Genomic DNA, 26,406 nt, shown 5'->3' with positions numbered 1-26,406 from the left:
AGTGTAAGTCATGGTATAAAAAAACCTTTTACAGAGTTTTTTTGATTTTTCTATTTAGTTCAATCATATTTACAACGAATTTAAAATCCAATTAAATTATAGCCCAAATCAATTAATATGCTTTTTAATTCCCTGGAATTTTTCATTTTTTTACCAATTGTATTTACACTTTATTGGCTTATAGGCAACAAACGTATACAACAGCAAAATTTATTGATTACTGTTTCAAGTTATTTATTTTATGGTTGGTGGGATTGGCGCTTTTTATTTTTAATTTTATTTAGTTCAATCGTAGATTACACTATTGGTCAAAAACTTAAAATTACAAAACATCCGGCTAGGCGTAAATTATTGCTCTGGGTTAGCATCTGTGTAAATATAGGCTTTCTAGGGTTTTTCAAATATTTTAACTTCTTTGTTGATAGTTTGATAGATTCTTTCACCTTTTTTGGTAGTGAACTTAAAATTAACACACTCAATATAATTCTACCTGTGGGTATTAGTTTTTACACATTCCAAACCTTAAGTTATACTATCGATGTTTACAATAAAAAGTTGGAGCCAACCAAGAATTTTTTAGCTTTCATGGCATTTGTTAGTTTTTTCCCTCAACTAGTTGCTGGGCCAATAGAAAGGGCTACAAATCTACTTCCACAGTTTCATAAGCAACGTGAATTTGTATATTCAAAATCTGTAGATGGTCTGCGACAGGTACTTTGGGGACTATTTAAAAAAGTTGTGATAGCTGATAATTGTGCAACTTATGCCAATATGATTTTTAATAACCCAGAAGATTACTCAGGGAGCACACTGCTGTTGGGTGCGTTTTTCTTTGCTTTTCAGATTTATGGTGATTTTTCTGGTTATTCAGATATTGCCATCGGAATTTCTCGATTATTTGGATTTAACCTCAAGCGAAATTTTGCATTTCCATATTTTTCTAGAGATATTGCAGAATTTTGGAGACGTTGGCATATTTCATTATCAACATGGTTTAGGGATTATTTATACATACCATTAGGAGGTAGCAAGGGTGGGACAAAAATGAAAATTCGTAATACCTTCATAATATTTGTTGTAAGTGGATTTTGGCACGGTGCAAATTGGACTTTTATTGTATGGGGTGCATTAAATGCCTTGTACTTCTTACCTTTATTATTATTAAACAAAAATAGAGTTAATACAAACTTGGTGGCTGAAGGAAAGTACTTCCCATCCCTTAAGGAAATTTTTCAAATGATGACTACATTTTTTATTACCTTAATTGCTTGGGTGTTTTTTAGAGCAGACAATGTAACAAATGCCTTTATGTACCTTAATGATATGTTTACCTTATCATTATTTTCAAAGCCGGAAATACTGCCATTTACAATTCTTGGGTTACTTTCTTTTTTTATGGCAATTGAATGGTTTGGTAGATCTGGTGAATTCGCTATTCAGAAAATTGATTTTATGAATAAACCGATTCGTTGGAGTTTTTATATACTATTAATTATTCTGATGTTTTCATTTACTGGTGAACAACAAGAGTTTATATACTTTCAATTTTAAATATGAAAAAGTTCATTATAAATATTGCTATATTTTTAGTACCCCTTTTGGTAGTTGGTGAACTAGTAGCACGTTACAACCATGTAATGTCAGAAATTCCTCGACGTTTTATTGATAGTCATGGTATTCAAAAATATATACCCAATCAAAAAGGATATTGGCAAGGTGGAGAACATTATTGGGAAATAAATTCAATGGGGTGGCCCGGAGAATTACCAAAGGATTTTAATAACCTTAATGTGATAATCGGAGATTCATTTATTGAAAATTTTATGAATCCTATTGAATGTCACCAGTCCAATTATCTTAAAAAGTTAATGCCAAAATATAATTTTATGGAGGCGTCTAGATCTGGAGTCACTTTCATTGAATCCTTAGAAATAAGTAAGCAGACAGATACCTTATCTCCTATTAAAACAATAATATTTACCGGTCCAAATGATATAATAGAAAGTATTGAAGAAATAAAAAAAATTAACGATGCAACCCAATATAGTATAAACCAAAACACAATAATTAAAGGGAAAATGAAATCACCAGGTTTAAAGAAAGCTTTATATTCTATGAAAGCAATATATTACTTGTATAATAGATTTCGTTTTTCCATTCCTAAAATAAAGAAAAACAGCAAAAATAATTCTAAACCATCCCAAAATAAGTATAAGAAAAATTTGAGCAAGGTCAAATTATTATTGGATTACGTGAAACTAAATTACGATATAGAAAATAAATTATTTGTTTTTAGTCCAAAAACTAATCAGGATATATATATGTTGTTTAAAGATAACGCTTTTAATGTTATGTTATTAGATAATTCTAAAGATGATAAGTGGTCTTTTGACCATGATCCACATTGGACATGTTATGGGCATGAACAAGTTGCTAAACAATTAAAAACTAAATTATTAGAAGATTCAATGATCATTAATTAATATAGTTATGATAACTAACAAAAAAGACTATAAATTTTATCGAGAGAGGGATAGAATTGCATTAGAAATATCTAATAATACTATTACTAGCAGGTTAAAAAATTTCTTTTTCCCAAGTCCTTGCTGGAAATTTCAGAAGTTAATGCGGAAATTAGAATATTATACGAATTGCAGAAATAAAGGGCTCTATAAAATTTATATTATGTATTTAAAATATCGATATCGAAAGCTATCGATTAAGCTTGGATTTTCAATACCTATAAATATTTTTGGGCCTGGACTTTCTATAGTCCATTATGGAACAATAATCATCAACTTTACATCAAAAATTGGTGCCAACTGCAGGCTACATGCTTGTGTTAATATTGGGGCCTCAGGAGGTGAAAGACAAGGCCCTATATTAGGCGATAATGTATATATAGCACCAGGTGCAAAGATATTTGGAAATATTAAAATACCTAATAATACTGCAATAGGTGCCAATGCAGTAGTAAACAAATCATTTGAGAAAGAAAATACAATTATTGCCGGTATACCTGCAAAGGTATTGGGCAGTATAGATATAAAAAAATTAATTAGACATGAGTAATTTAACTAAAAGAACGTTAAGAGGTAGGATTTCGGATTTATATAGAAAAACTACAATTGGATACTATCTACTGCATCCATTTTATAAAATTTATGAATTTGGAATCAGGCTAATGTCTGACAAGTTTTTTGTTAAATGGTATTTTAAACGTTATATGGGCTACTCCATTGATTTAGATAATCCTCAAACACTAAATGAAAAAATAACATGGCTAAAACTATATGACAGATCAGATCTTCATACTCTAGTTGCTGATAAATATACCGTGCGGTCTCATATAAAAGAAAAAATCGGTGAAGAGTATTTAATTCCACTATTATATCAGACTAGAGATGCTTCGCAATTAAAACCTGAAAATTTACCTGATAAAAGTTTTATCATAAAGAATAATCATGATAGTGGTGGTTACATGATTGTAAAGGATAAGTCTACTGTTGATTGGCCAAAGGTGCAAAAACAATTTAAGCGTTATTTGAAAGAGAATTTTTATTATTCAACCAGAGAGTGGCAATACAAAAATATTGTGCCGAGAGTAGTTGTAGAAGAACTTTTAACAACTGAGAATGGTGAAATCCCTAATGATTACAAGTGTCATTGCTTCAATGGTAAATTAGTTTTTGTTCACGTTGACATTGATCGATTTGGCGATCGCAGAAGAAATTTATATGATACCAACTGGGATTTAATTCCTTGTGTTTGGCAATATGAAAATGGTGAGATTGAAAAGAAACCAGAGTTGTTTGAAAAGATGAAAAAATTAGCCGAAACCTTGGCTAAAGATTTTATTTATGCAAGAATTGATTTTTACATAGTTAAAGGACGTATATATTTTGGTGAAATTTCATTTCATCATCATTCAGGGACACAGAAATTCAAAACTCCTAAGTGCGATTTAAAATTTGGACAGCTTCTTAAGTTGCCAAATCTCCTGTAATTAGTAAGTCATGGAATCGAAAATAAAAATCATATTAGCTTTACCAAAATTGACAGCTGGTGGTGCAGAACGGGTTGTCTCTTTTGTCGCTCAAAATCTCAATAAAGAAAAATTCGACGTAACGCTTTTAATTGTTGGTTCTGAAAAAGACAATAAATATGATGTTTCAAATGTTAAAACAATTTATCTCGATAAAAATAGAGTCAGAAACGCACTTTTTGCAATTATTAAGGAAATTTATAAAATCAAACCACAAATTGTTTTGAGCAGTATTTCGGATTTAAATGTAGTAATGGGCTATATATCAATGATATTTAAATCAACCAAATTTATAGGTAGGCATACCTTTATAATTAGTGATAAAAGTTCTTCTATTAAAAAGTCAAATTTTAATTTCAGATTATTTGGACTAAGAAAATTGGATTACTTCATTTGTCAATCATTTGAAATGCAACAAAGCATTGTAAAACATTACGATATAAAAGTTGATAAATTAAAAATAATTAATAATCCGATTACCAATATTCACAACTCACAAAAAAATCATAATACATCCAAAATTAGAAAATACATAACAGTTGGTAGGTTAATAAAATTAAAAGGTCATATTAGACTTTTGAATATTTTGAAAAGAATTAATCACCCTTTTGTTTTCACGATAATTGGTTCCGGAAATTACAAAAGTGAAATATTTAACGAAGTTAATAAATTAGATCTTAAAAATTATGTTAAGTATATAGAGTTCACTAATGATGTTGATAAATATTTAATCGAAAATGACTTCTTTTTACAGGGATCTTATTCTGAAGGATTTCCGAACGCATTGTTGGAAAGTTGCGCCGTTGGAACACCTGTTATTGCTTTTGACGTTCCTGGCGGAACTAAAGAAATTGTTGATGATGGCATAAACGGATATTTAGTGAATAATGAGGATGAGTTTATTGAAAGGCTTAATGAGAAGAAAATCTGGAATCATAGCGATGTAAAAGAAAGTGTTGAAAAAAAATTTGGTCCCAAAATTATAATAAAAAAGTATGAAGACTTCTTTATTGATATTTTGAGTAAATAGTCTATTTACTATTTTTAATAAAGTTAATTCCATCTAAAAAACTTGCTTGAATCATGAAAGAACTAGCCAAATCATTAATAAAAAAGTCTAGAAGTTATATTTATCACAAAGAACAAAATGCAACTGCCTTAAAAATTTTGAAGGTCCAAGAAACTCAAAATGGTAGATTAAGTAAAAAAGAACGGAAACTATGTATTGAGTATGCATTGGATATTTTTGGTCACAAGAAATACGCTCCATGGTTAATGACATACTGCTCCTATCAAAATCAATTTAAGGAAGGCTGGATTCCTGATAATTATTATGGTGAGACTGTTGTACCAACTATAAAAGGAGAGTATGGCAGACTATGCTATAGGCCATTAATAGTAAATAAATTAATTAATCATAATCAAGATTCTAATTTAGGGTATTTCATAAATGGATATTTTTTGGATATTAACGATAAAATTTATCAACCTATTCCATTCATTGAATATATTTTTCAAAAACATCAAAAAATTGTATTCAAAACTGAGGATTCATTTCAAGGACGTGGGATATATATATTTAATAAAAATACCTTTGATTTAGAATTAATCAGGAAATTAGGAAATGGAGTGTTTCAAGGGTTCATTATTCAACATGAATTTTTTAATGCATTCAATGAATCTGCAGTTGCAACAATCAGAGTAACATCAGTTTGTAATAATAAAGGTGAAATTGAAATTAGAGGAGGGTTTTTTAAATTTGGCAGATCTACAGATTCACATGTTAAAACATCTACGGCAATTAAGATTCCTTATGATTTTAAAACTGGTCGGCTGTATCACAAAGCATTTTTACCAAATTGGAGTTCAATTGATTCTTTACCAGACAAAAATGTAGATTTTTCCAATATGCAATTACCAAATTATGACTATTGTATTTCGGAAATTAAAAAATTACATAAAAGAGTCTTTTATATTGGTTGCATTGGTTGGGATATTACCATTGATAATAACAATAATTTAAGAATTATTGAACTTAATGGTTTTCATAACGGCATTAGATTTCATGAAATGACCCAAGGGCCGTGTTTTACAGGATTAGGATGGGAAAACCTCCATAAAACTTAAAAGGAATATAATTTAAATCTCCTTTTATTACTATTTCAATTTTCCATTAAACATTAAAAAACTACAATTATCGAGAAAATAAGAATAGTAAATGAATTGTTTTTATGTTTGACACTAAGACGCATAATATCAATTAGATATTTAACAGATGACCCCAAATCAAAAAAAAAATATTGCCCTACTTTGTATTTCTTTAAACAGTGGAGGTGCGGAAAAAGTAGTAAGCTTACTTCTAGCGAAATTAAAAGAGGATTACAATGTCAGTTTGGTCCTATTTTACGATGATATTCACTTTCCTATACCTGATGAAGTTGATGTAACTTTACTCTCAAAAAAGAAACCGAATAGACCATACTTTTTAAGATTTTTAGATTTTATCAGGTTTATAATTAAATATCAAAAAATCATTAAACGTGAGAATATTGGTATATCAATTTCTTTTTTAGCTTTTCCTAATCTAATTAATGGAATTATATCAATTTTTTATAATGGCGTAAATACCATAATCAGTGAACGTGGATTCCCTTCAGATAACACTACGAGCAAAACATCACTTTTTATTTCAAAACTCTTTTATCCAATCTTTTATAATAAATGTGATAAATTATTTTCTAATTCTGTATACATCAATAGTGATTTAAAGGAAAACTTTGGTATAAAAATTCCAATGGAAGTGATCTACAATCCAATAACAATTCCTAGGCAAAGAATTGATTCTAAATCTTTAAATACCCATGATCCATTGCAAATAATCACTGCTGGGACCTTAAATAAGCGTAAGAATCAAATTATGATGATTAGGGCAGTTAGTTTAAACCCTAATAACGATAAATTGAGCATATTGGGGAATGGTCCATTAAAAAGTTACCTTTATTCGGAAATTGAGAAACATAAGCTATCAGATAGAGTGAAGTTACTTGGAACTGTAAAAAATGTTAATGAGTATTTTATTGCCAGCAATTGCTTTATATTAACGTCATTTACTGAAGGGTTTCCAAATGCTTTGTTAGAAGCCATGGCCATTGGGTTACCCTGTATCTCTACAAATTGTCTTTCTGGTCCACTTGAGTTATTAAACAACAATGAAGAAATAAAAATTAATGAAGGAGATTTTTATTTGGGCAAATTTGGCATTTTAATTAATAATAATGATCATGTAGGTTTACGAAAGGCGCTAGACTATTATCGAAATAATCCTTCAGAACGTGAGAAATACAGTAAGTTATCGCTCCAAAGGAGCGAATTATACTCGTTACCGGTTGTCTATAAAAAATTTAATCAATTTATTACTAATTAAGACCTAGTTAAACTATGTGCGGAATTAATGGCATAATTACTTATGATAAAGTTTCTGAAAATGATTTATCCAAAAGGTTGAACTCAATGAATCAGCTTATTTTCCATAGAGGACCAGATGAAGATGGCGCGCATATTTCAGCAAATGATAAGGTAAATGTCGCAATGGGTATGAGAAGATTGTCAATTATTGATTTAAGCACAGGGAAGCAACCTATATACAGTAATAACGGTTCAATAAGTATAGTCTTTAATGGGGAAATATATAATTATAGACAATTAAAAGAATCATTGCTGAACGACGGATTCACCTTTAAAACCACAAGTGACACTGAAGTTATATTAAAATTATATGAACAAAAAGGTACTGAAGGGTTTAAAGAATTAGACGGTATGTTTGCGTTTAGTATTCATGACAAAAATAAAAACAAAGTTTACATTGCACGAGATTATTTTGGTGAAAAACCTCTTTATTATATCAATTTAGAAAATGAATTTATCTTTGGTTCAGAATTAAAATCTATAATAAAACAAATTCCTCATAGACCAGAAATTTGTAAAGAGGGTCTTAATCAGTATTTTAGGCTTACCTATATTCCTGCGCCCTATACCATTTATAATGGTATTAAAAAATTGCCAAGTAATTATTACATCGAATATGACTTAGCATCTAAAAGCTTTAACATTAAAATATTAAAATCTGAAGCACCTGTTGAAAAACGTGATATCTCATTTAAAGATGCAAAAAACCTAGTCTATGATAATGTTATGAAAAGTGTTGAATCTAGATCAATTGCAGACGTATCACTGGGTACTTTCTTATCTGGTGGTGTTGATTCATCAATAGTTTCTTTATGTTTGGCTGAAATATCGGATAAAAAAATTAACACATTTTCAATTGGTTTTGAAAAAAAGCAATACGATGAATCTGATAAATCTCAATTGGTAGCAAAACTTATTGATAGTAACCACCATAAATTTGTTGTAAATGAAGACGACTTTAAAACAAATTTGGATGAAATATTATTAAATTTTGATGAGCCTTTTGCAGACTCATCTGCCCTACCAACATATCTCGTCTCAAATAAGGCAAGAGATTACGTGAAAGTAGCACTTACAGGTGATGGTGGTGATGAAGTTTTTGGGGGTTACAATAAGTATTATATGGGGAAATTAAATAACAAATACACTTCATTAGTACCTAAATATGCCCATAATCATATTCTTAATTTAGCGAAAAAATTATTAAGAACAAAAGATGATAACAGGGGTAAGCGATTTAAACTAAATCGTCTATTAAAAGCATTCAACTATAATGGGGATCATTACTGGAATATTATTTCTCTTGCATTTACTGAAGATGAGAAACAGGAATTATTAAGAGAAACTTATTTAATCAATGATACTTTTAAAGAAGTCAAGACAAAAACTGGCCAAGAATATCCAAAAACACTAACTGACTTTAGAATCGTAGATAAACACGTCAGTTTAGAAGGAGACATGTTAGTTAAGGTAGATCGTGCAAGTATGTTGACCAGCCTTGAATGCAGAGCTCCTTTTCTAAATAAAACACTTTGGGACTTAACTAATTCCTTACCTGAAAAATATTTATTAAATAAGTGGAGCAAAAAGTATATACTGAAAGAAGCATTCAAGGATCATTTCCCTGATGATTTTTTGAATAAATCAAAAATGGGCTTTGGTGTTCCGGTTGGTGATTGGTTAAAATCCAATTTAAAGAATGAGCTTCTTTCATATATTGATTCAGGTTTTATTAAAACACAAGGGTTATTTAATTATGAATATGTTCAATCCTTAGTTTTAAATCATATAAATTCCAAACAAGACAATAGTATGCGAGTTTGGTGCTTTTATGTTTTCCAAAAATGGTATCTTAATACCTATTCAATAATATAATTGATGAATAAAATAATTAGAATAACAACGGTTTCCAGTTCGTTGAAAGGCCTTTTAAAGGGACAACTCAGGTTTATGAATTCTCATTATGAGATGATTGGAATTGCTAGTGATGAAGACCAACACTTAAAACCGTATGAAAAACGTGAAGGCGTCAAAACAATACACGTAAATATGACACGAAAAATAACACCTATCAAAGATTTGATTAGTGTTTACCAACTATATAAAATTATTAAAAAGGAAAAACCACTTATAGTACATACTCATACTCCTAAGGCCGGAACAGTAGGTATGCTAGCAGCTAGATTAGCAGGTGTTAAACATCGATTACACACTATTGCAGGTTTACCATTAGTAGAGGCTACAGGATTTAAAAGAAGAATATTAAATGCGGTTGAGAAATTTACTTATAGTTGTTCAACATTAGTACTTCCTAATTCTTTTGGTATGAAACAAATAATTCTAGATGAAGGATTTTGCAAAGAATCAAAACTAAAAGTTATTGGTAATGGCAGTTCTAATGGTATCAACACTGAGCAATTCAACCCAGAAACAGTAAAGAAAAGTGATATCGAGGACTTAAGAGCAAAAATTGGTATTAGTAAAGGAGATATAATTTTTCTTTTTGTTGGTAGGATTGTAAAAGATAAGGGTATTAAGGAGTTAGTAGAATCATTTAATGAATTAACTAAGAATTTCAATAATATTAGTTTAATCTTAGTTGGGCCCAAGGAGGACCATCTAGATCCACTTGATGCAAAAACGGAGTCCGTTATTAATTCTAATACAAAAATTTATTGCATGGGAGAATCAAACAATGTCAAACCATATTACTGTCTTTGCGATGTTTTTGTTTTCCCAAGTTATAGAGAAGGATTTCCTAATGTTGTTTTAGAAGCTGGCAGTATGGGAAAACCTTGTGTTGTTAGTGACATTAACGGCAGTAATGAGATTATTAGACAAAATTACAATGGCCTTATTGTCCCTAAAAAAGACTCAAAAGAACTAACCGAAGCAATAAGGTTACTTATCACGGACTCTAACTTACTCAATACTTTAGCTAAAAATGCAAGAGTGAACATTATTCAGAAATATCAAAGGCAAGCTATTTGGGATGAATTGTTACAACTTTACAAATCATTAGAGCAGGCTTATTAATAAGAATTACATTGATTGAAAATCAATAAAAATTAAGAAATGAAATCAACTGGTAAATTTATAATCTCATTAGATTTTGAATTGTTATGGGGCGTTAGGGACATACAAACCAAAAGTTCATATGGAAGAAATATACTAGGAGTTTGGGAAGCCGTACCAAAAATGCTTGAGATATTCAATAAATATAAGGTAAAAGCAACTTGGGCAACTGTAGGCTTTTTATTTACATCATCAAAAACTGAAATTCAATCTTTTTCTCCAGAATGTAAACCTCAATACTCAAATAAAAACCTCTCACCCTATAATGGACATTTAGACCTAGTGGCTGAAACTGAGGAAGAAGACAAATATCATTTTGCTTCTAAATTAATTAATTTAATAAAGAAATATCCAGATCAAGAAATTGCAACACATACCTTTTCTCATTATTACTGTCTTGAAGACGGACAAACAAAGGAAAATTTCAAAAGCGACATCATAGCTGCAATTGATATTGCTAAAAAAAATGAAATTAGGATAAAGAGTCTAGTATTTCCAAGAAATCAATTTAATCGAGACTATCTAGAGATTATTAAAAATGCAGGTATAACTTCTTACAGAGGAAATGAAAAGACTTGGTTTTATGATCCAACAAATGGTCAAAAAGACAATCTGAAAAGAAGAGCTATCAGATTAATGGATTCTTATTTAAATATTTCTGGTCACAACAGTTACAAATTAGATGAAATATCAAAGGAAGAACCTTTTAACGTCCCCTCAAGTAGGTTTTTAAGACCATTTTCTACAAAGTTAAAAATAGCGGAAAGCATTAGACTTAAGAGGATAATAAAAAGCATGACTCATGCTGCTAAAAACGGTGAAGTATATCATTTATGGTGGCATCCACACAATTTTGGTGTGTATCAAAGAGAAAATTTTGAATTTTTGAATAGGATACTTGAACATTATTTAATGCTTAACAAAAAATATGGTTTCGAAAGCTTAACAATGAACGAATTGTCAAACATCTTAAAACAGATTCACAAATGAACAAAAAAATAATAATGCTTGCTGGAGAAGGTATTTCGACAAACTTTATATTTAACAGTCTCAAAGACAACTTTAATATATCAACGGTTATTATTGAAGAAAATGAGAATATGAAAAAATTCTTGAAAAGAAGAATAAAAAGGCTTGGGTACTTCAAAGTTATTGGCCAAGCCGTTTTTCAATTAATTATACCCAGGCTATTAAGGAAATTGTCAAAGCAGAGAATAGATGAAATAAAGAGAAATTACAAACTTGATAATAAATCCATACCAAACTCTGTCATTAAAAAATTTATTTCGGTAAATTCTCCAGAGTGTATCGCATTTATCAAAAAAGAAAAGCCTGATCTTATAATTGTAAATGGCACAAGAATAATTTCCAAAAAAGTCTTAAATGCAACAGATGCAACTTTTATTAACACACATGTAGGCATAACACCAAAATATAGAGGTGTTCATGGTGGATATTGGGCATTGGTCAATAACGACAAAAAAAACTGTGGAGTCACCGTACATCTTGTAGATAGTGGTATTGATACAGGTGGTGTCTTATTTCAACAGAAAATAACTACTACAGAAAGTGATAATTTCTCTACTTACCCATTTCTACAAACAGGTGAAGGTATTCTATTGATGAAACAAGCTGTTGCGAATTTTATGAATGATAAATTAAAAGAAGTTCCTTCTAAAACTTTAGAAAGTAAGCTATATTATCATCCTACGATTTGGTTCTATTTATATAAAAGAGTGATTAATGGAGTTAAATAAAATATACATCACCACCAACGAATACATTTAAAAGAAATGAAGAAACTATAGAAATGGAAAATCAGTTGAAACTACAATGTTGAGGGTTTTAAAGTAAATACAATAAACCAAGACAATTTAAATTTCAATTCATAAGAACCTAAATAAATTAAAAAGATGAATTTTTACAGTAGCTTTATCAAAAGAATGTTTGATTTTTTAACATCTCTTATTGGAATAATTATCATTTCTCCTTTACTTTTAATTCTAATAGTTCTATTGTCAATTTACAATGACGGCAAACCATTCTTTTATCAAGAGAGAACTGGTATAAAAGGTCAAATCTTTACCATTATTAAGTTCAAAACTATGAATGACAAAAAGGACAAGGATGGCAATTTACTTCCTGATGAGAAAAGACTGACTCCCGTTGGCAATTTTTGTAGAAAATTTTCTCTGGATGAATTGCCGCAATTGTTTAATATTCTCAAAGGTGACATGAGTTTAATAGGTCCACGGCCATTGCTGCCCAAATATGTACCACGTTATAATAAAGAACAAATAAAACGTCTAGATGTAATTCCAGGCATTACTGGTTGGGCACAAGTAAATGGACGCAATGCTATTTCTTGGGAAGAAAAATTCAAGTATGATGTTTATTATGTAAAAAATCAATCCTTTGCATTAGATGCTAAAATATTTGTGCATACCATAATAAATGTACTTAATAAAAAAGATATAAATACAGAAGACGGTAGTGCTATGCCAGAATTTATGGGTACCGAAGAAAATTCTACCTAATCACGTATAATTACGCATTTAGCATGAAGGTTTTCTATATCGTTTAAAATAAGCCTTTTATCGTAATTAATATTTGTATTAATCTTTACCGCTTATATTAGCACGAAATAGCTATTAATTAATTAGGTCCCAAACACCTTTATTTTATAACTTTTAAAGTTTATAGCTTAATAAATAACCTATGAATACAAAAATATGGTTGTCTTCACCACATATGAGTGGTAAAGAGCAATTCTACATAAATGAAGCGTTTGATTTAAATTGGGTTGCTCCTCTTGGACCTAATGTAAATGGGTTTGAAAATGATCTCGAACGCTATCTAGAAGATGATATCCACGTAGCAGCACTAGCGTCAGGTACTTCAGCGCTACATTTAGGACTAATTTTATTGGGCGTTGAAAAAGGTGATGAAGTAATCTGTCAGAGCAAAACATTTTCAGCTTCTGCAAATCCTATTGCTTATTTAGGTGCAACTCCAGTATTTGTTGATAGTGAAAAGGATACTTGGAATATATGTCCTGAACAATTAGAGAATGCAATTAAAGATAGAATTGCAAAAGGTAATAAACCAAAAGCTATAATAGCAGTTCATTTATATGGGATGCCATATAAAGTTGATGAAATAAGGATAATTGCTAATAAATATGAAATCCCAATATTAGAGGATAGTGCAGAATCTTTAGGGAGTACCTACAAAAATAAAAAGTGTGGTACTTTTGGTGACCTAGCCATATTATCCTTTAATGGCAATAAAATAATTACAACTTCAGGCGGTGGTGCGTTAGTAACTAAATCAGACGCATTAAAAGAAAAAGCAGTTTTTCTATCTACACAAGCAAGAGATAATGCACCGCACTATCAACATTCAGAAATTGGTTATAATTATAGAATGTCCAATATTGTCGCTGGGATAGGCAGAGGGCAGATGACTGTCTTGGACAATCATGTCAATAAAAGACGTTCAAATCACGCTTTTTACAAGCAAGAATTTAGTGATATTCAAGAAATTAAATTTTTAGAAGAACCAACTGAAATGTTTTCAAATCGATGGTTGACTTGCATTCAACTTCCATCTTACAAGATTAGAGAAGAACTTAGAGAATTTCTTCTCAAAGACAATATTGAATCTAGACCTCTATGGAAACCAATGCATTTACAACCTGTTTTTGAGAATGCACCTAGCTATATTAATGGTGTTTCTGAAAATTTATTTAAAAAAGGACTTTGCTTACCTAGTGGTTCAAACCTGACTGATAACGAATTAATTAGGGTAGTTTTAGGTATAAAAACGTATTTTGCAAAATGCTAATAAAAATCTTAAATAGAATATCTCAAAAGTATGCGTCCAAATGGTTTGTCCTTTTATTTGATTTATGTATAGTTATTGGTGCATTTTTTATAGCTTATTTAATTAGATTTAACTTTAAGTTTGATTTTAGCCTAAAGATACTTTTTGAACAAATACCTTATGTAGCAGTTGCTGCAACAATTAGTTTCATTTCCGTTGGGTCATACAAAGGTGTTGTTAGGTTTACAGGATTCAAAGACATTGTCAATATTGTCATTGGTGCCAACATTCTTGCAACAATTCTAATATTCTTTACTTTTTTGAGTAGAAAAATTAGTGTTGTTGATAGTTTGTTTAATATTTCAGGATCAATTGTTTACATTCATTTATTATTAAATATTCTATTTTTAATAGGGTCTAAACTTTTTATTAAATCAGTTTACAATTATATTAAGCAAGATTTAGATTCAATTTCTAATGTATTAATATTTGGAGCTGGTAGTTCTGGGATGTTAACTTATGACGCCATTGTAAATGACACTAAAAACACACTTCAAGTTGTAGGATTTATTGATGATGATGACAGGAAAATAGGAAAGAAAATAGATTTGGTTAAGGTCTACAGTTTGTCAACAATAGATGAAAAGTTTATTGAAAAAAACAAAGTTGAAGATGTTATAATATCGATACAAAATATTGATCCTACTAGATTACTTCAAATAACTGGCAACCTGTTTAATTTAGGACTTAAGGTGAAAATTGTACCACCAGTGCAAAACTGGATCGACGGAGATTTAAGCGTTGGGCAAATTAAAGAGGTGAAAATTGAAGATTTGTTAGGTCGAGATCCTATAAATATTAAAAATCCTGATTTAGAAGAGCAATATGATAATAAAGTTATACTAATAACTGGAGCCGCCGGATCAATTGGTAGTGAAATATGTCGAAAAGTAAGCTTATATAACTATAAAAAATTAATACTAGTAGATAATGCGGAATCAGCACTTTATGATATTCAGCAAGAATTTAGACAGGAAGGTTTAACTAAAATTGATGCTATAGTTGCTGATGTCAGAAACAAAACAAGAATAGATCAAATTTTCAATCAATATAAACCAAAAGTTGTTTTTCACGCTGCAGCATACAAACATGTACCATTAATGGAAAACAACCCTTTTGAAGCGGTAAGTGTGAATATTGGTGGTACAAAAAATGTTGCAGATATTTCCGTTAAACATAGTGTTGACAAGTTTGTTTTAATATCAACAGACAAAGCCGTTAACCCTACAAACGTCATGGGCGCTACTAAGCGAATAGCTGAATTGTATGTTACATGCTTAAAGGGTAAAGGCCACACTAAGTTTATAACAACTAGATTTGGTAATGTTTTAGGTTCTAATGGTTCAGTGATTCCGTTATTCAAAAAACAAATTGAAAAAGGTGGCCCATTGACCGTTACACATAAAGAAATAACACGTTATTTTATGACTATTCCAGAAGCATGTCAATTAGTATTAGAGGCTGCTGCTATGGGAAATGGTGGTGAAATATTTGTTTTTGATATGGGAGAACCTATCAAAATATTTAATTTAGCTACTAATATGATTATATTGTCTGGCCTCAGATATCCAGAAGATATTGATATTAAAATAACGGGGTTAAGACCAGGTGAAAAGATATATGAAGAGCTTCTTGCTGATGGGGAAAACACCAAAAAAACATATCATGAAAAAATCATGATTGCGAAGTCAAGAAGAGTTGATATTGAGTTTGTTGAAAAAGAAATTAATAAATTATCAAATATTAATACCTTAATACAACCACTTGAGATTGTATCAGCAATAAAATCTCTTATTCCTGAATACATTTCTAATAATTCAACGTTTGAAGTATTAGACGAGAATAAAATAAAATAATTAATCAAATAAAATATGAAAAATCGCCTTTTAACAGTATCAATTATATCTGTATTGTTTATTTCATCTTGTGCGTCTCGAAAAAACTTGGTTTACTTTCAAGACGAGCCAGTGGAAGCAGGTTTATTGGTTTCAGAACCAGAACAACTTATATATAAGCCAGATGATATAATAACTATTAATGTTTCTGCTTTAGATCCAGACACCGTAAGACCTTTTAATTTGCCAGTTGTGGCCAACAACACAAATGTTGGACTAAATGCCCAAGCACAACTACAGGTTCAATCTTATTTAGTTGATTATGAAGGGAATATTCAATTTCCAGTTCTTGGAACTTTAAAGGTTGCAGGTTTGACAAGAACAGAACTTACGTCATTGTTAACTGAAAGAATTAGTACTTATGCTAACGATCCTATTGTAAACGTAAGATTGGCAAATTTTACAATTACCATAATAGGCGAAGTTTCAAATCCAGGTACTTTCACAATTCAAGATGAAAGAATCACCTTATTAGAAGCACTAGGAATGGCGAATGACTTAACAATTTATGGAGCTCGTAAAAATGTTTTAATTATAAGGGAGGTAGATGGTAAAAAGAAATTTGCAACTGTTGACCTAACTTCAATAAAAACAGTTAATTCACCTGTCTATTATTTACAACAAAACGACGTAATTTATGTCGAACCTAACAGAGCGAGAATTAGGGCATCAACATACAATCAAAACAATAATTTATTACTCGGTGCTATTGGAACACTTACTACTATTGTTGCGATATTCTTAGCTAATAACTAGAAATAATTAATTAAAATAAAAATTAAGGCAAAAAATATCTAATAATATGAAATCTAAATCGGTTAGAAAAGAAATCTCTCAGATATTAGAAGTATATCTGTCATACTGGAAATGGATTTTGTTATCGATAATTATAGCCATAGCAATAGGCTATACTTACTTAAGGTATGCCACTTATGAGTATAAGGCTACTGCCACAATTAAACTTAGAGAAGAAGATCAATCTACAAAATTACCCAGCCTAGAAGATGTTAAAAACTCGGGTTTTTTTTCACAAGGTTCTGATAAAATCAAAGATGAAGTTAAAATATTACAATCTAGGACTTTAGCAGAAAACATTATAAAAAATTTAAACTTAAACATAAGCTATTTTTCGATTGGAAAAATAAAGCAAAATGAAATTTACAAAAATCCCCCTGTAAAGATTAATTTTTTTGAAAGTGACTCACTCATTTATACAATAAAAAAAGGGATCCTTATTAGGATAAAATCCAAAACCAATTTCATTTTGTTTGAAGATGATGGTAAATCCTTAGCAGACAAAAAGGACTCAGATGGAAAGCTTCATACTTTTGGAGATAAAATAAATTCTAAATATGGAGGGTTTGTTATTGTACCAAATTTAGAATCTGAATATATGGTTAACGACTTAAATTTAAGAATTTCTATTCGACCGGTGAATAAATTAGCCAATGCTTATAGGAAATCATTAACCATATCAGTTGAAAAAGGATCAAGTGTTATTAATCTAGCTTTAAATCAAACAGTTCCGCAAAAAGCAATTGATTATTTGAACGAACTTATTAAAGTATATAACAATGATGTTCTCAAAGACAAAGAGGAAGTTGTTAAGATAACCTCAGATTTTATTAATAACAGATTGCAACAAGTGTCTCAAGAATTAGGTGAGGTGGAATCAAATGCAGAGCTGGTACAACAACAAAATAATCTGACTGCAATTGGTTCACAAACGGACTTAAACCTCAAAGCTAGAACACAGCTTGAGCAACAGATATCTACTACATCTAACAGCATTCAGATGATTTCTTATTTAGAGGAGGAATTAAATGATGACAATAAAATAAGTGATCTTCTTCCTGCAAATATTGGAATAGGAGATACCAATACAGCTCAGATTATTAAAAGCCATAACGAACTAGTTGCTCAGCGAGATCGCTTACTTAGAAATTCCACAGAAAAAAACCCTGTTGTAATTGAATTAAACAATCAAATTAGTACTTTAAAAACAAGTCTCCAGAATTCGTTAGAGAGTATGAAAGAAACCTCTAAACTCACCCTTGAAAATCTGAATAATGAGAGTAGACGCATCAGTGGACAACTTTATTCTGCTCCAACCAAAGAAAGGAAATTTAGGTCCATACAAAGACAGAAAGATATCAAAGAATCACTTTTTCTTTATCTTTTGGAGAAAAGAGAAGAATCTGCTATACGACTAGGTATGTATTCACCTAATGCCAAAATTGTAGATAAAGCTTATTCATCATTTAATCCAGTAGCACCAAATACCGTAATAATTTATTTGGTCTCATTAATTTTTGGTATGCTTATTCCTATTGGGATTATTTATATTATTGATTTATTAGATAACAAAGTTTACACCAAGGATGATGTCACAAACCATCTAGACATACCTTACATTGGTGATATACCAAAATCTTCTAAAAAAGAAAGACTTATAAAGAAAGTTGATTACACGCCTAAGGCTGAAGCCTTTAGAATTGTAAGATCAAATATTGATTTCATGCTTAAGGACGTAAAAAACAGAGGAAGGAAACTGTTTATTACCTCCACTAAGGCTCAGGAAGGTAAATCACACACAAGTACAAATTTAGCAAGCTCTATTTCATTTTCTAATAAGAAGGTTTTACTAATCGAAATGGATATTAGAGTACCAAAAATTATCAATTATTTAGGTATAACAGATGGTCCAGAAATAGGATTGACGGACTACATTGTTGATTCTAGCTTAAAACCAAGTGAAGTTATATGTAATCATCCCGAAAATGAATATTTAGATATTTTACCTTCAGGTACAATACCACCAAATCCTTCTGAACTTTTAATGAGTGAAAGAGTTGAGGAGATTATTAAATATGCTGAAAAACAATATGACTATGTCATTGTTGATACTTCCGCCGTTGGATTAGTTAGTGACACCTTGTTGATCTCAGAATTTGCAGATCTATTCGTATATGTGGTTAGTGCGGACAATGTTGATAAGAGACAACTTGTTCATGTAGCACAGCCGTTATATGAAGATAATAGATTACCTAATTTTACACTCCTTCTAAATGGTGTTAAAAAAGGTAAAAAAGGTTATGGTTACGGCTATGGATATGGTAGCTCACCGACTAAAAAGAAAAAATGGTATAGATTTTTTAAAAAAAAATAAGCCTCAAATAAGAATTATATTTTATGATAACTTTAATGCTTCATAGTATTGGTTGTGAAAATGAAAACTGGTACAGAAATTGGCTATCTATATCTCTAGACCATTTTGAGAATTTTTGCAAATATTTAGTTAATAACAATTTTGAAACTATATTTATTGACTCATGGCTAGATGATCCAAATGCAAAAAATAAAGTCGTACTTACCTTTGACGACGGATATCTAGATAACTGGGTTTATGCATATCCAATATTAAAAAAATATGGATTGAAGGGAACAATATTTGTAAATCCAGAATTTATTCAAAATGAGATAGATATTAGATATAACCTAGAGGATGTCTGGGATAACAAAATAGATATATCTGAACTTTCTCCACTTGGGTTTTTAAATTGGGCAGAACTTAAAACAATGCAAGATTCGGGGGTTATGGATACCCAATCCCATAGCATGAGTCATGACTTTCTTTTTTACTCAAATAAAGTAGTAGACATTTACACTGGACAACCAGAATATAGTTGGTTAGCTTGGTTGAGTCATCCAAATAGAAAACCATATTACATTAATGAAGATCAATCTAAGTTTATAAAGCACGGTACACCTATATTTGAATATGACAGAGCGTTGCGTACCCGCAGGTATTTTCCAGATAGACAATTAAATGAATACGCAATTAATGAATATTCTAATTCTAAAAACACTATTAACAAAAAGGAATTTATTACAAAATTAAATGAAAAACTTAATGATTTACCTGGAAGATATGAATCAGATGCGGAAATTGAAAGTCGTTATTCATATGAATTAAAGCAAAGCAAAACAATTATTGAAGAAAAACTAAATAAATCTGTCGATTTTATTTGTTGGCCAGGAGGCGGTAACAATCAACTTAGTATTAATTCTGCAAAAGATCACGGCTACAAGGCTATGACTGGTGGATCTGCTTTAAAAAGTAAGACAACCAAGATACATGATCTAAAAATTATAAGGAGAAAAGCAATGACTTCTTTTATACAAACTTCTAAAAAAGATCATTACATTAAGAATCCCCAATTTTTAGTAACCTTATTTAAATACCACAATGGGAATGTTTTAAGTAAATATGCTTATCGTTTCCGTAAACTAAGCCTAATTATTCTTGACAAACTATTTTAAGAGAATTAAATCTTACGCCTTTTTCGTTCAGTTTTCAATAATTCAAGCTCTCTGTTTGTTTGCCCAGCAACAGATGTGTTTTCCTCTGCCCTTCTAATAAGGTAAGGCATGACATCTTTTACTGGTCCAAAAGGAATATACTTTGCTACATTATAACCTTGTGATGCTAGATTAAAACTTATATGGTCACTCATACCATATAACTGCCCAAACCATACATTGTTATCATTTTTATCAATGCTGTATGTTTCCATTAATTCCATAGCTAAATAGCTACTCTCTTCGTTATGCGTTCCGATAAAAATAGATATATCACTAAGATTATTTAAAATATAAGTCAAGGTATTATCAAAAATTTCATCTGTTGCATTCTTATTTTCACAAATTGGTGATTTGTAACCTAACTCCTCTGCCCTATTCCTTTCCTTTTCCATGTATGCACCACGGACAATTTTCATTCCAATTTTAAATCCTTCTGAATTAGCTCTCTGATGCAAGGATTTTAAATAGTCTAGCCTATCCCAACGATAACATTGTAAAGTATTATAAACTATCGCTTTATCCTTGTTGTATAAACGCATCATTTCTTCAACAAGCTCATCTGCTGCATCTTGCATCCAACTTTCTTCTGCGTCTATTAATACTTCAACATCTTTTTCCTTTGCAAATTCACAAATTGATTTGAATCTCTCAACAATTCTATTCCATTCTTCTTTTTCAGCATCAGTGAGCTGTTTACCTTCTGTTATTTTTTGATATAACTTAAATCTTCCAAAACCTGTAGGTTTAAACACTACTATTGGCATAGCATCACGTTCGTCGCAAAACTGTACAATTTTTAATATTTTTTTTACGGCATTATCAAACTGTTCTTCAGTTTCCTTTCCTTCAACTGAATAGTCCAAAACTGAACTTACACCCTTTGCATATAAATTATCAATTACATGCAAACAATCTTCTTCATTTACACCACCACAGAAGTGATCAAACACAGTAGATCTTATTAATCCTTCGACTGGTAAATTTGCTTTTAACGCAAAATTTGTTGCCGCAGTGCCTATTTTCACTAGCGGTTGTGAAGAAATCATTTTAAACAAAAAATAGGCGCGTTCTAATTCAGAATCTGATTTTAAAACAAATGCAGTTTCTGTATTTTCAAATAATGTACGATCTTTCATTTGTTACTAGAATATATTATTACAAATATATTTATAATAGCATTAATTTTTTCTAAAATCTGAGTATTTTCACAAGCTCAAATTGATACTTTTCAAAATGAAATCTATCCCGACTAAAAGTGCAGTTGTTTATTTTAATTCTGATGTATATATAGAGTTAAATAGGCACATTAAAAATACTAATCCGTCAAGTATTTTTATTCTGGTTGACACCAATACTCACGACTATTGTCTACCGCAATTTCTATCAAAATTAGAGTCAAATAATATTGTAGTAGAAGTTATGGAAATGCCCGAAGGAGAAGACCATAAAACAATTGATATTTGCACAGGTGTGTGGGAAGCACTCTCTGAATACCATGCTGACCGTAAAAGTTTAATGATCAATTTGGGAGGTGGTGTTGTTACTGATTTAGGAGGATTTGTTGCGAGTACCTATATGAGAGGCATTGATTATATAAATGTACCAACTTCCCTATTAGCTATGGTTGATGCATCAGTTGGTGGTAAAACAGGTGTAGATTTAGGTTCTCTTAAAAATCAGATTGGAGTTATTAGTGAAGGAAGTATGGTATTAATTGATACATCATTTCTAGACACCCTACCCCAAAATCACATGATTTCTGGTTATGCAGAGATGATTAAACATGGATTAATCACCGATAGGAACTATTGGGATACTTTGACCCAACTTGAAAAATTAGATATATCAGATCTAGATCAGCTCATTTACGATTCAGTGGTTATTAAGAATAATATAGTCTCAGAGGATCCTACAGAAAAAGGACTGAGGAAAATATTAAACTTTGGACATACCTTAGGCCATGCTATAGAAAGTTATTTCTTGCAAAATGCAGATAAGACTCCATTACTACATGGCGAGGCGATTGCTATTGGCATGTTACTTGAAGCTTACCTATCTACAAAAGTATGTGGAATGTCTTTAGAAGAACTAGCTAATATAACTGATGGTATATTAAAATCATTTCAGAAGGTTGAAATAAACCATCAAGATCTGGAAGTTATCATTAGGCTGCTAAAGCACGACAAAAAGAATAGTCATGGCAAAGTTAAATTTGTATTGCTAAATGCCATTGGCAAACCAACAATAGATTGCGAGGTGAGTAATGACCTAATTTTTGAAGCATTCGATTATTATAACAATCTATAAATATCGTTCTCTAATAATTGAAATATGGTGGTTTTCATGTCCTGTAATTATATAACCAATTGCTCTAGCAGAAATGTTTGAACCGCTTGCCTCACCAATTAACTTCAATGATTCAGACCTTAAATTTGAATAAAGTGTAATCGTACTTTTACGAACAGACTTATATTCTTCAATTAAGCTTTCCATAGATCTGTTATTGGCATTACCACTAATAACAAATTCATCTTGATCGAATCCTACCATTGGAGTTTTGTCCTTTCTAATGATTCTTAATGCTCGATAACTAAAAATTCGTTCCGTATCTATGATATGGAGCAAAATATCCAATATACTCCACTTATTTTCTGCATATGCATACAAATGCTTCTCTTGAGGAATAGATTCAAAGAACTCTGTAACAGAAATCAAGTTTTGTTTTAGTCCATTAACAATATCCAAGTCAGATGTTTTATCTATATATTGTTTGTAATATGGATTATACTCTTCAGGATTTAAGAAATTTTCATTCATAGCTTTAAATAAAAAAACCCTCAGTAAAAGTAACTAAGGGTTTAATTTGGTTCAACTTATTTATTATAACTCATTAAAAATTGTATGCATCAATCGTTTTTTATCATTGATACTTTCTTCTAATGAGATCATTGTTTCTGTTCTATATACGCCATCAATATCATCTAGCATAAAAATAATTTCTTTGGCATGCATTGTATCCCTTGCTCTTATTTTACAAAAAATATTAAACTTTCCTGTTGTTATATGAGCTACAGTAACATATGGAATACTCTCTATACGTTCTAAAACAAATTTTGTTTGTGACGTATTCTGTAAAAATACACCAACATATGCAATGAAGGAGTAACCAAGTTTTTTATAATCTAAAGTCAGTGACGAACCCTTAATAATCCCTGCTTCCTCCATTTTCTTTACTCTGACATGAACAGTACCTGCTGAAATCAATAATTTTTTAGCGATATCCGTAAATGGAATACGAGTATTATCGATTAACATATCGAGGATTTGGTGGTCTATTTCATCTAACTTAAACTTTGCCATAATTGTAAATTCTTTAAACTATATGCAAAAATAAAGTATTTTCATTGACAAATAATCATTTAAAGTGAATTATTTTAAGGTTTTAGTGCTATTTTATCATTATTTATTAGAACGAAATCGATTTCGCGAGCAACTTCCAACGGAATTTTATCAACAGATTTTATGATTTCCCCTTCGGCATCATATTCCTTATGACCAAAATATTTATCCAGATTTGAAATGACTTCAATTTTAGGTTTAAATATTAATTTTTCATTATTCAACACCTCTTCATATTGAATAGCTATATCAACTATCATTTCGTCTTCAGGAATAATTTTAGCATTTCTAATTATTATATCATAAAATGATTTTGTGTTTTCTGGAATTTTAAAATAATCTTTAGCGTTTGAAGTATTGATTCCATTAGCGATAACTGATAGACCCATTAACAAAGAAATAAATACTGATTCACGAATTTCCTCACGATTGTAATCATTATTTATATGTCCAGCTTCGTAAAGGACAGTTGGAATCCCTAAACTTTGAAACGTATCACCAACACAGTTAAGGTTAAATCCATCATCATACCTTGCAATAGACTCTGGTATTAGATCTTGAAGAGCTTCATTTATGCTAGAAATTATAGACATCGCCTTTTCTCTATTAACCGTAATTGAACGTTTTTCATCCTGAGATGGGGAAAGAAATGACATTGAAGCTGATTTGCCTGTATCACCAACTCCATAAATTGTGCGTTGCCCATGTAAATTAAGACAATAATTAGGCCTAAAATCATTAAATACGCTTCTTAACACTTTACTTTCAGGTTGAGATAAATCTTGGGCATCTCTATTTAAATCTACCTTATTTGCATTTAATCTTGTATAGTACTGAGAACCATCTGGGTTTAAAATAGGAATAATGTATAGTGTACAATTTTCAAGTATGTTTTTTGACAACTCATTTTTTGACTCAAATAAATTCAAACAGTCAAATAATGCCTTGGTGGTTGTGGATTCATTACCATGCATTTGAGACCACATTAATATCTTGATTGATCCATGACCAACTTTCATTCCATAAATTGGTCTGTTTTCAACCGAATTACCAATTACCTCAACCTTAATTTTTCTTAATTTTTTAAAGCACTTTTCAATGTCTTTGTTAGTTATATATCGACCAAAAAGAAGAGGTTCTTTTATATTGGAATAATCCCTTAAAATTCGTTTTATATTCATTTGTTTATTTAAGCAATAACAAATGTAATCTTTTAATATTTTACATTTGTAAACTATGTGTTTATGCTACATTTTACAATTCTATACAAAAAAACAGAGCATTTCTGATTTTAAATAATAATGTATTGAAAATAATTCAAAGTGTTTATATTTATTATTATAATTTATTTTATATCAGTATATTATATATATAAAGTGAAGTATTTGTTTAAACGATATTACATTATGTAAATAATTAATTATAGAAACACTATACAATTGTTTACATTTGTAACGTTATAGTAGTGACAAACCTTGTTTACAATGATAAACAACAGAGAATTTACAAATAGATTACAAAAAATCATTGATTTCCATGATGAAACAGCATCAAGTTTTGCTGAGAAAATTGGAGTTCAAAGATCGAGCATATCGCATATTCTTTCTGGCAGAAATAAACCAAGTTTAGACTTTGTCATGAAAGTACTACACACCTATCCAGATGTTGAGCTTTATTGGTTGTTAAATGGAAAGGGAAATTTTCCAAAAAACAATAGTAAAGATGTTCCTAAAATAGTTACTGATGATACCAGTAATGAAAAAACTGCACAAGTTGACACAAATCTTGATCAAGGAATTGAGAAAATAGTTATTTTTTACACGGATGGCACATTCAAAAGTTACAATCCTTAATTTACAATGCTGATTTAGTATTTTTGTAATTAAGATGAAAAGACTATCCTACACCTTTATTTGTCTCTTATTTATTAGTTGCTATAGTATAAGTAGAAACTGTAGTGATTATAAAACTGGTAAATTTGAATTTAAATATACTATTGACGGACTAGAAAAAACCGGTCAATTTGTACGGACGCTAAACTATAATATTGATTATTATGATGGTGTTGTTGATACCTCTACGGTAAGGTGGATAAATGATTGTGAGTTTATTTTAAAAAAATTAAACCCAAAATCAAATGCTGATAAAGACGCAATTCATATGAAAATCTTATCAACAACAGACAGTTCATATACATTTGAGTATAAATTGGCAGTAAAAAAACCTAATAGACCACAGCGTGTTGAAAAGGGAATCGCAAAAAGAATAGAATAAGCA

Annotated in this window: 24 protein-coding genes; 20 read left to right on the top strand and 4 right to left on the bottom strand. The window is 30.2% G+C overall.

Annotated features, from left to right (window positions below; translation table 11 throughout):
• Positions 1 to 117 precede the first annotated feature (117 nt).
• The 17 genes from LBV24_RS07215 (at position 118) to LBV24_RS07135 (ending at position 20,688) form a co-directional block, all read left to right on the top strand.
• Positions 118 to 1,551, top strand: coding sequence for an MBOAT family O-acyltransferase (locus LBV24_RS07215; RefSeq protein ID WP_224477927.1), 1,434 nt, complete (start codon positions 118 to 120; stop codon positions 1,549 to 1,551).
• Between the two features lie 2 nt (positions 1,552 to 1,553).
• Positions 1,554 to 2,483 carry a hypothetical protein gene (locus LBV24_RS07210; RefSeq protein ID WP_224477926.1) on the top strand — a complete coding sequence of 310 codons (930 nt, stop codon included), beginning with the start codon at positions 1,554 to 1,556 and terminating at the stop codon, positions 2,481 to 2,483.
• A gap of 7 nt (positions 2,484 to 2,490) precedes the next feature.
• Entirely contained in the window at positions 2,491 to 3,072 is a 582-nt protein-coding gene (locus tag LBV24_RS07205; RefSeq protein ID WP_224477925.1) for a serine O-acetyltransferase, read from the top strand.
• Complete coding sequence (locus tag LBV24_RS07200) at positions 3,065 to 4,006, top strand: ATP-grasp fold amidoligase family protein (RefSeq protein ID WP_224477924.1); 942 nt, start codon at positions 3,065 to 3,067, stop codon at positions 4,004 to 4,006. Before LBV24_RS07205 ends, LBV24_RS07200 begins: the two co-directional genes overlap by 8 nt.
• 10 nt (positions 4,007 to 4,016) lie before the next feature.
• Complete coding sequence (locus LBV24_RS07195) at positions 4,017 to 5,075, top strand: glycosyltransferase (protein ID WP_224477923.1); 1,059 nt, start codon at positions 4,017 to 4,019, stop codon at positions 5,073 to 5,075.
• Between the two features lie 53 nt (positions 5,076 to 5,128).
• Positions 5,129 to 6,172: a sugar-transfer associated ATP-grasp domain-containing protein gene (locus tag LBV24_RS07190; RefSeq protein ID WP_224477922.1), complete on the top strand. Its 1,044-nt coding sequence runs from the start codon at positions 5,129 to 5,131 to the stop codon at positions 6,170 to 6,172.
• A gap of 148 nt (positions 6,173 to 6,320) precedes the next feature.
• Positions 6,321 to 7,469, top strand: a complete 1,149-nt coding sequence (locus tag LBV24_RS07185) for a glycosyltransferase (RefSeq protein ID WP_224477921.1) — start codon at positions 6,321 to 6,323, stop codon at positions 7,467 to 7,469.
• A gap of 14 nt (positions 7,470 to 7,483) precedes the next feature.
• The gene (gene asnB / locus LBV24_RS07180; RefSeq protein WP_224477920.1) at positions 7,484 to 9,385 is read left to right on the top strand and encodes an asparagine synthase (glutamine-hydrolyzing); all 1,902 of its coding nucleotides are present in this window, start codon (positions 7,484 to 7,486) and stop codon (positions 9,383 to 9,385) included.
• Between the two features lie 3 nt (positions 9,386 to 9,388).
• A complete protein-coding gene (locus LBV24_RS07175; RefSeq protein WP_224477919.1) occupies positions 9,389 to 10,546 on the top strand; it encodes a glycosyltransferase family 4 protein in 1,158 nt (385 codons plus the stop codon).
• Positions 10,547 to 10,585: 39 nt separating this feature from the next.
• Positions 10,586 to 11,575: a polysaccharide deacetylase family protein gene (locus tag LBV24_RS07170; protein ID WP_224477918.1), complete on the top strand. Its 990-nt coding sequence runs from the start codon at positions 10,586 to 10,588 to the stop codon at positions 11,573 to 11,575.
• Positions 11,572 to 12,342, top strand: a complete 771-nt coding sequence (locus LBV24_RS07165; protein ID WP_224477917.1) for a formyl transferase — start codon at positions 11,572 to 11,574, stop codon at positions 12,340 to 12,342. Before LBV24_RS07170 ends, LBV24_RS07165 begins: the two co-directional genes overlap by 4 nt.
• Before the next feature lie 186 nt (positions 12,343 to 12,528).
• Positions 12,529 to 13,122, top strand: a complete 594-nt coding sequence (locus LBV24_RS07160) for a sugar transferase (protein ID WP_317196175.1) — start codon at positions 12,529 to 12,531, stop codon at positions 13,120 to 13,122.
• Between the two features lie 181 nt (positions 13,123 to 13,303).
• Positions 13,304 to 14,431, top strand: coding sequence for a DegT/DnrJ/EryC1/StrS family aminotransferase (locus tag LBV24_RS07155; RefSeq protein ID WP_224477915.1), 1,128 nt, complete (start codon positions 13,304 to 13,306; stop codon positions 14,429 to 14,431).
• Positions 14,425 to 16,326 (top strand): polysaccharide biosynthesis protein, encoded by a 1,902-nt coding sequence (locus LBV24_RS07150; RefSeq protein ID WP_224477914.1) that lies wholly within the window; start codon positions 14,425 to 14,427, stop codon positions 16,324 to 16,326. The genes LBV24_RS07155 and LBV24_RS07150 overlap by 7 nt, the downstream gene beginning before the upstream one ends.
• Positions 16,327 to 16,341: 15 nt before the next feature.
• Positions 16,342 to 17,121 carry a polysaccharide biosynthesis/export family protein gene (locus LBV24_RS07145; RefSeq protein ID WP_224477913.1) on the top strand — a complete coding sequence of 260 codons (780 nt, stop codon included), beginning with the start codon at positions 16,342 to 16,344 and terminating at the stop codon, positions 17,119 to 17,121.
• A gap of 46 nt (positions 17,122 to 17,167) precedes the next feature.
• Positions 17,168 to 19,534 (top strand): GumC family protein, encoded by a 2,367-nt coding sequence (locus LBV24_RS07140; RefSeq protein WP_224477912.1) that lies wholly within the window; start codon positions 17,168 to 17,170, stop codon positions 19,532 to 19,534.
• 23 nt (positions 19,535 to 19,557) lie between these two features.
• Positions 19,558 to 20,688, top strand: coding sequence for a polysaccharide deacetylase family protein (locus LBV24_RS07135; protein WP_224477911.1), 1,131 nt, complete (start codon positions 19,558 to 19,560; stop codon positions 20,686 to 20,688).
• A 5-nt stretch (positions 20,689 to 20,693) separates the two neighbouring features.
• Here the strand turns inward: LBV24_RS07135 and LBV24_RS07130 are convergent, their stop codons facing one another.
• Positions 20,694 to 21,866 (bottom strand): proline dehydrogenase family protein, encoded by a 1,173-nt coding sequence (locus LBV24_RS07130; protein ID WP_224477910.1) that lies wholly within the window; start codon positions 21,864 to 21,866, stop codon positions 20,694 to 20,696.
• 97 nt (positions 21,867 to 21,963) lie between these two features.
• On the opposite strand from LBV24_RS07130, the gene aroB reads away from it, so the two are divergent.
• On the top strand, positions 21,964 to 23,037 hold the full coding sequence (gene aroB, locus LBV24_RS07125) for a 3-dehydroquinate synthase (RefSeq protein ID WP_224477909.1): 1,074 nt from the start codon (positions 21,964 to 21,966) through the stop codon (positions 23,035 to 23,037).
• On the opposite strand, the gene LBV24_RS07120 is transcribed toward aroB, so the two are convergent.
• From LBV24_RS07120 to LBV24_RS07110, 3 genes are all read right to left on the bottom strand, one after another.
• Positions 23,032 to 23,547 carry a DinB family protein gene (locus tag LBV24_RS07120; protein WP_224477908.1) on the bottom strand — a complete coding sequence of 172 codons (516 nt, stop codon included), beginning with the start codon at positions 23,545 to 23,547 and terminating at the stop codon, positions 23,032 to 23,034. The genes aroB and LBV24_RS07120 overlap by 6 nt on opposite strands.
• A 63-nt stretch (positions 23,548 to 23,610) precedes the next feature.
• On the bottom strand, positions 23,611 to 24,090 hold the full coding sequence (locus tag LBV24_RS07115) for an Lrp/AsnC family transcriptional regulator (RefSeq protein ID WP_224477907.1): 480 nt from the start codon (positions 24,088 to 24,090) through the stop codon (positions 23,611 to 23,613).
• Positions 24,091 to 24,164: 74 nt separating this feature from the next.
• A complete protein-coding gene (locus LBV24_RS07110) occupies positions 24,165 to 25,310 on the bottom strand; it encodes a M14 family metallopeptidase (RefSeq protein WP_224477906.1) in 1,146 nt (381 codons plus the stop codon).
• 303 nt (positions 25,311 to 25,613) lie between these two features.
• On the opposite strand from LBV24_RS07110, the gene LBV24_RS07105 reads away from it, so the two are divergent.
• The gene (locus tag LBV24_RS07105; protein WP_224477905.1) at positions 25,614 to 25,982 is read left to right on the top strand and encodes a helix-turn-helix domain-containing protein; all 369 of its coding nucleotides are present in this window, start codon (positions 25,614 to 25,616) and stop codon (positions 25,980 to 25,982) included.
• Between the two features lie 34 nt (positions 25,983 to 26,016).
• Positions 26,017 to 26,403, top strand: a complete 387-nt coding sequence (locus LBV24_RS07100; protein ID WP_224477904.1) for a hypothetical protein — start codon at positions 26,017 to 26,019, stop codon at positions 26,401 to 26,403.
• The last annotated feature ends 3 nt before the right edge of the window (positions 26,404 to 26,406 follow it).

It is taken from the genome of Winogradskyella vincentii, assembly GCF_020166345.1.
Lineage (GTDB): Bacteria > Bacteroidota > Bacteroidia > Flavobacteriales > Flavobacteriaceae > Winogradskyella > Winogradskyella vincentii.
The sequence above is the reverse complement of the archived record's forward strand: the minus strand, read 5'-3'. Positions and strand labels throughout refer to the sequence as shown.

Bases quoted from the DNA above. Each gene is read 5' to 3' on its own strand.
- LBV24_RS07215 (WP_224477927.1), top strand. From the start codon at position 118: ATGCTTTTTAATTCCCTGGAATTTTTCATTTTTTTACCAATTGTATTT.
- LBV24_RS07210 (WP_224477926.1), top strand. From the start codon at position 1,554: ATGAAAAAGTTCATTATAAATATTGCTATATTTTTAGTACCCCTTTTG.
- LBV24_RS07205 (WP_224477925.1), top strand. From the start codon at position 2,491: ATGATAACTAACAAAAAAGACTATAAATTTTATCGAGAGAGGGATAGA.
- LBV24_RS07200 (WP_224477924.1), top strand. From the start codon at position 3,065: ATGAGTAATTTAACTAAAAGAACGTTAAGAGGTAGGATTTCGGATTTA.
- LBV24_RS07195 (WP_224477923.1), top strand. From the start codon at position 4,017: ATGGAATCGAAAATAAAAATCATATTAGCTTTACCAAAATTGACAGCT.
- LBV24_RS07190 (WP_224477922.1), top strand. From the start codon at position 5,129: ATGAAAGAACTAGCCAAATCATTAATAAAAAAGTCTAGAAGTTATATT.
- LBV24_RS07185 (WP_224477921.1), top strand. From the start codon at position 6,321: ATGACCCCAAATCAAAAAAAAAATATTGCCCTACTTTGTATTTCTTTA.
- asnB (WP_224477920.1), top strand. From the start codon at position 7,484: ATGTGCGGAATTAATGGCATAATTACTTATGATAAAGTTTCTGAAAAT.
- LBV24_RS07175 (WP_224477919.1), top strand. From the start codon at position 9,389: ATGAATAAAATAATTAGAATAACAACGGTTTCCAGTTCGTTGAAAGGC.
- LBV24_RS07170 (WP_224477918.1), top strand. From the start codon at position 10,586: ATGAAATCAACTGGTAAATTTATAATCTCATTAGATTTTGAATTGTTA.
- LBV24_RS07165 (WP_224477917.1), top strand. From the start codon at position 11,572: ATGAACAAAAAAATAATAATGCTTGCTGGAGAAGGTATTTCGACAAAC.
- LBV24_RS07160 (WP_317196175.1), top strand. From the start codon at position 12,529: ATGTTTGATTTTTTAACATCTCTTATTGGAATAATTATCATTTCTCCT.
- LBV24_RS07155 (WP_224477915.1), top strand. From the start codon at position 13,304: ATGAATACAAAAATATGGTTGTCTTCACCACATATGAGTGGTAAAGAG.
- LBV24_RS07150 (WP_224477914.1), top strand. From the start codon at position 14,425: ATGCTAATAAAAATCTTAAATAGAATATCTCAAAAGTATGCGTCCAAA.
- LBV24_RS07145 (WP_224477913.1), top strand. From the start codon at position 16,342: ATGAAAAATCGCCTTTTAACAGTATCAATTATATCTGTATTGTTTATT.
- LBV24_RS07140 (WP_224477912.1), top strand. From the start codon at position 17,168: ATGAAATCTAAATCGGTTAGAAAAGAAATCTCTCAGATATTAGAAGTA.
- LBV24_RS07135 (WP_224477911.1), top strand. From the start codon at position 19,558: ATGATAACTTTAATGCTTCATAGTATTGGTTGTGAAAATGAAAACTGG.
- LBV24_RS07130 (WP_224477910.1), bottom strand. From the start codon at position 21,866: ATGAAAGATCGTACATTATTTGAAAATACAGAAACTGCATTTGTTTTA.
- aroB (WP_224477909.1), top strand. From the start codon at position 21,964: ATGAAATCTATCCCGACTAAAAGTGCAGTTGTTTATTTTAATTCTGAT.
- LBV24_RS07120 (WP_224477908.1), bottom strand. From the start codon at position 23,547: ATGAATGAAAATTTCTTAAATCCTGAAGAGTATAATCCATATTACAAA.
- LBV24_RS07115 (WP_224477907.1), bottom strand. From the start codon at position 24,090: ATGGCAAAGTTTAAGTTAGATGAAATAGACCACCAAATCCTCGATATG.
- LBV24_RS07110 (WP_224477906.1), bottom strand. From the start codon at position 25,310: ATGAATATAAAACGAATTTTAAGGGATTATTCCAATATAAAAGAACCT.
- LBV24_RS07105 (WP_224477905.1), top strand. From the start codon at position 25,614: ATGATAAACAACAGAGAATTTACAAATAGATTACAAAAAATCATTGAT.
- LBV24_RS07100 (WP_224477904.1), top strand. From the start codon at position 26,017: ATGAAAAGACTATCCTACACCTTTATTTGTCTCTTATTTATTAGTTGC.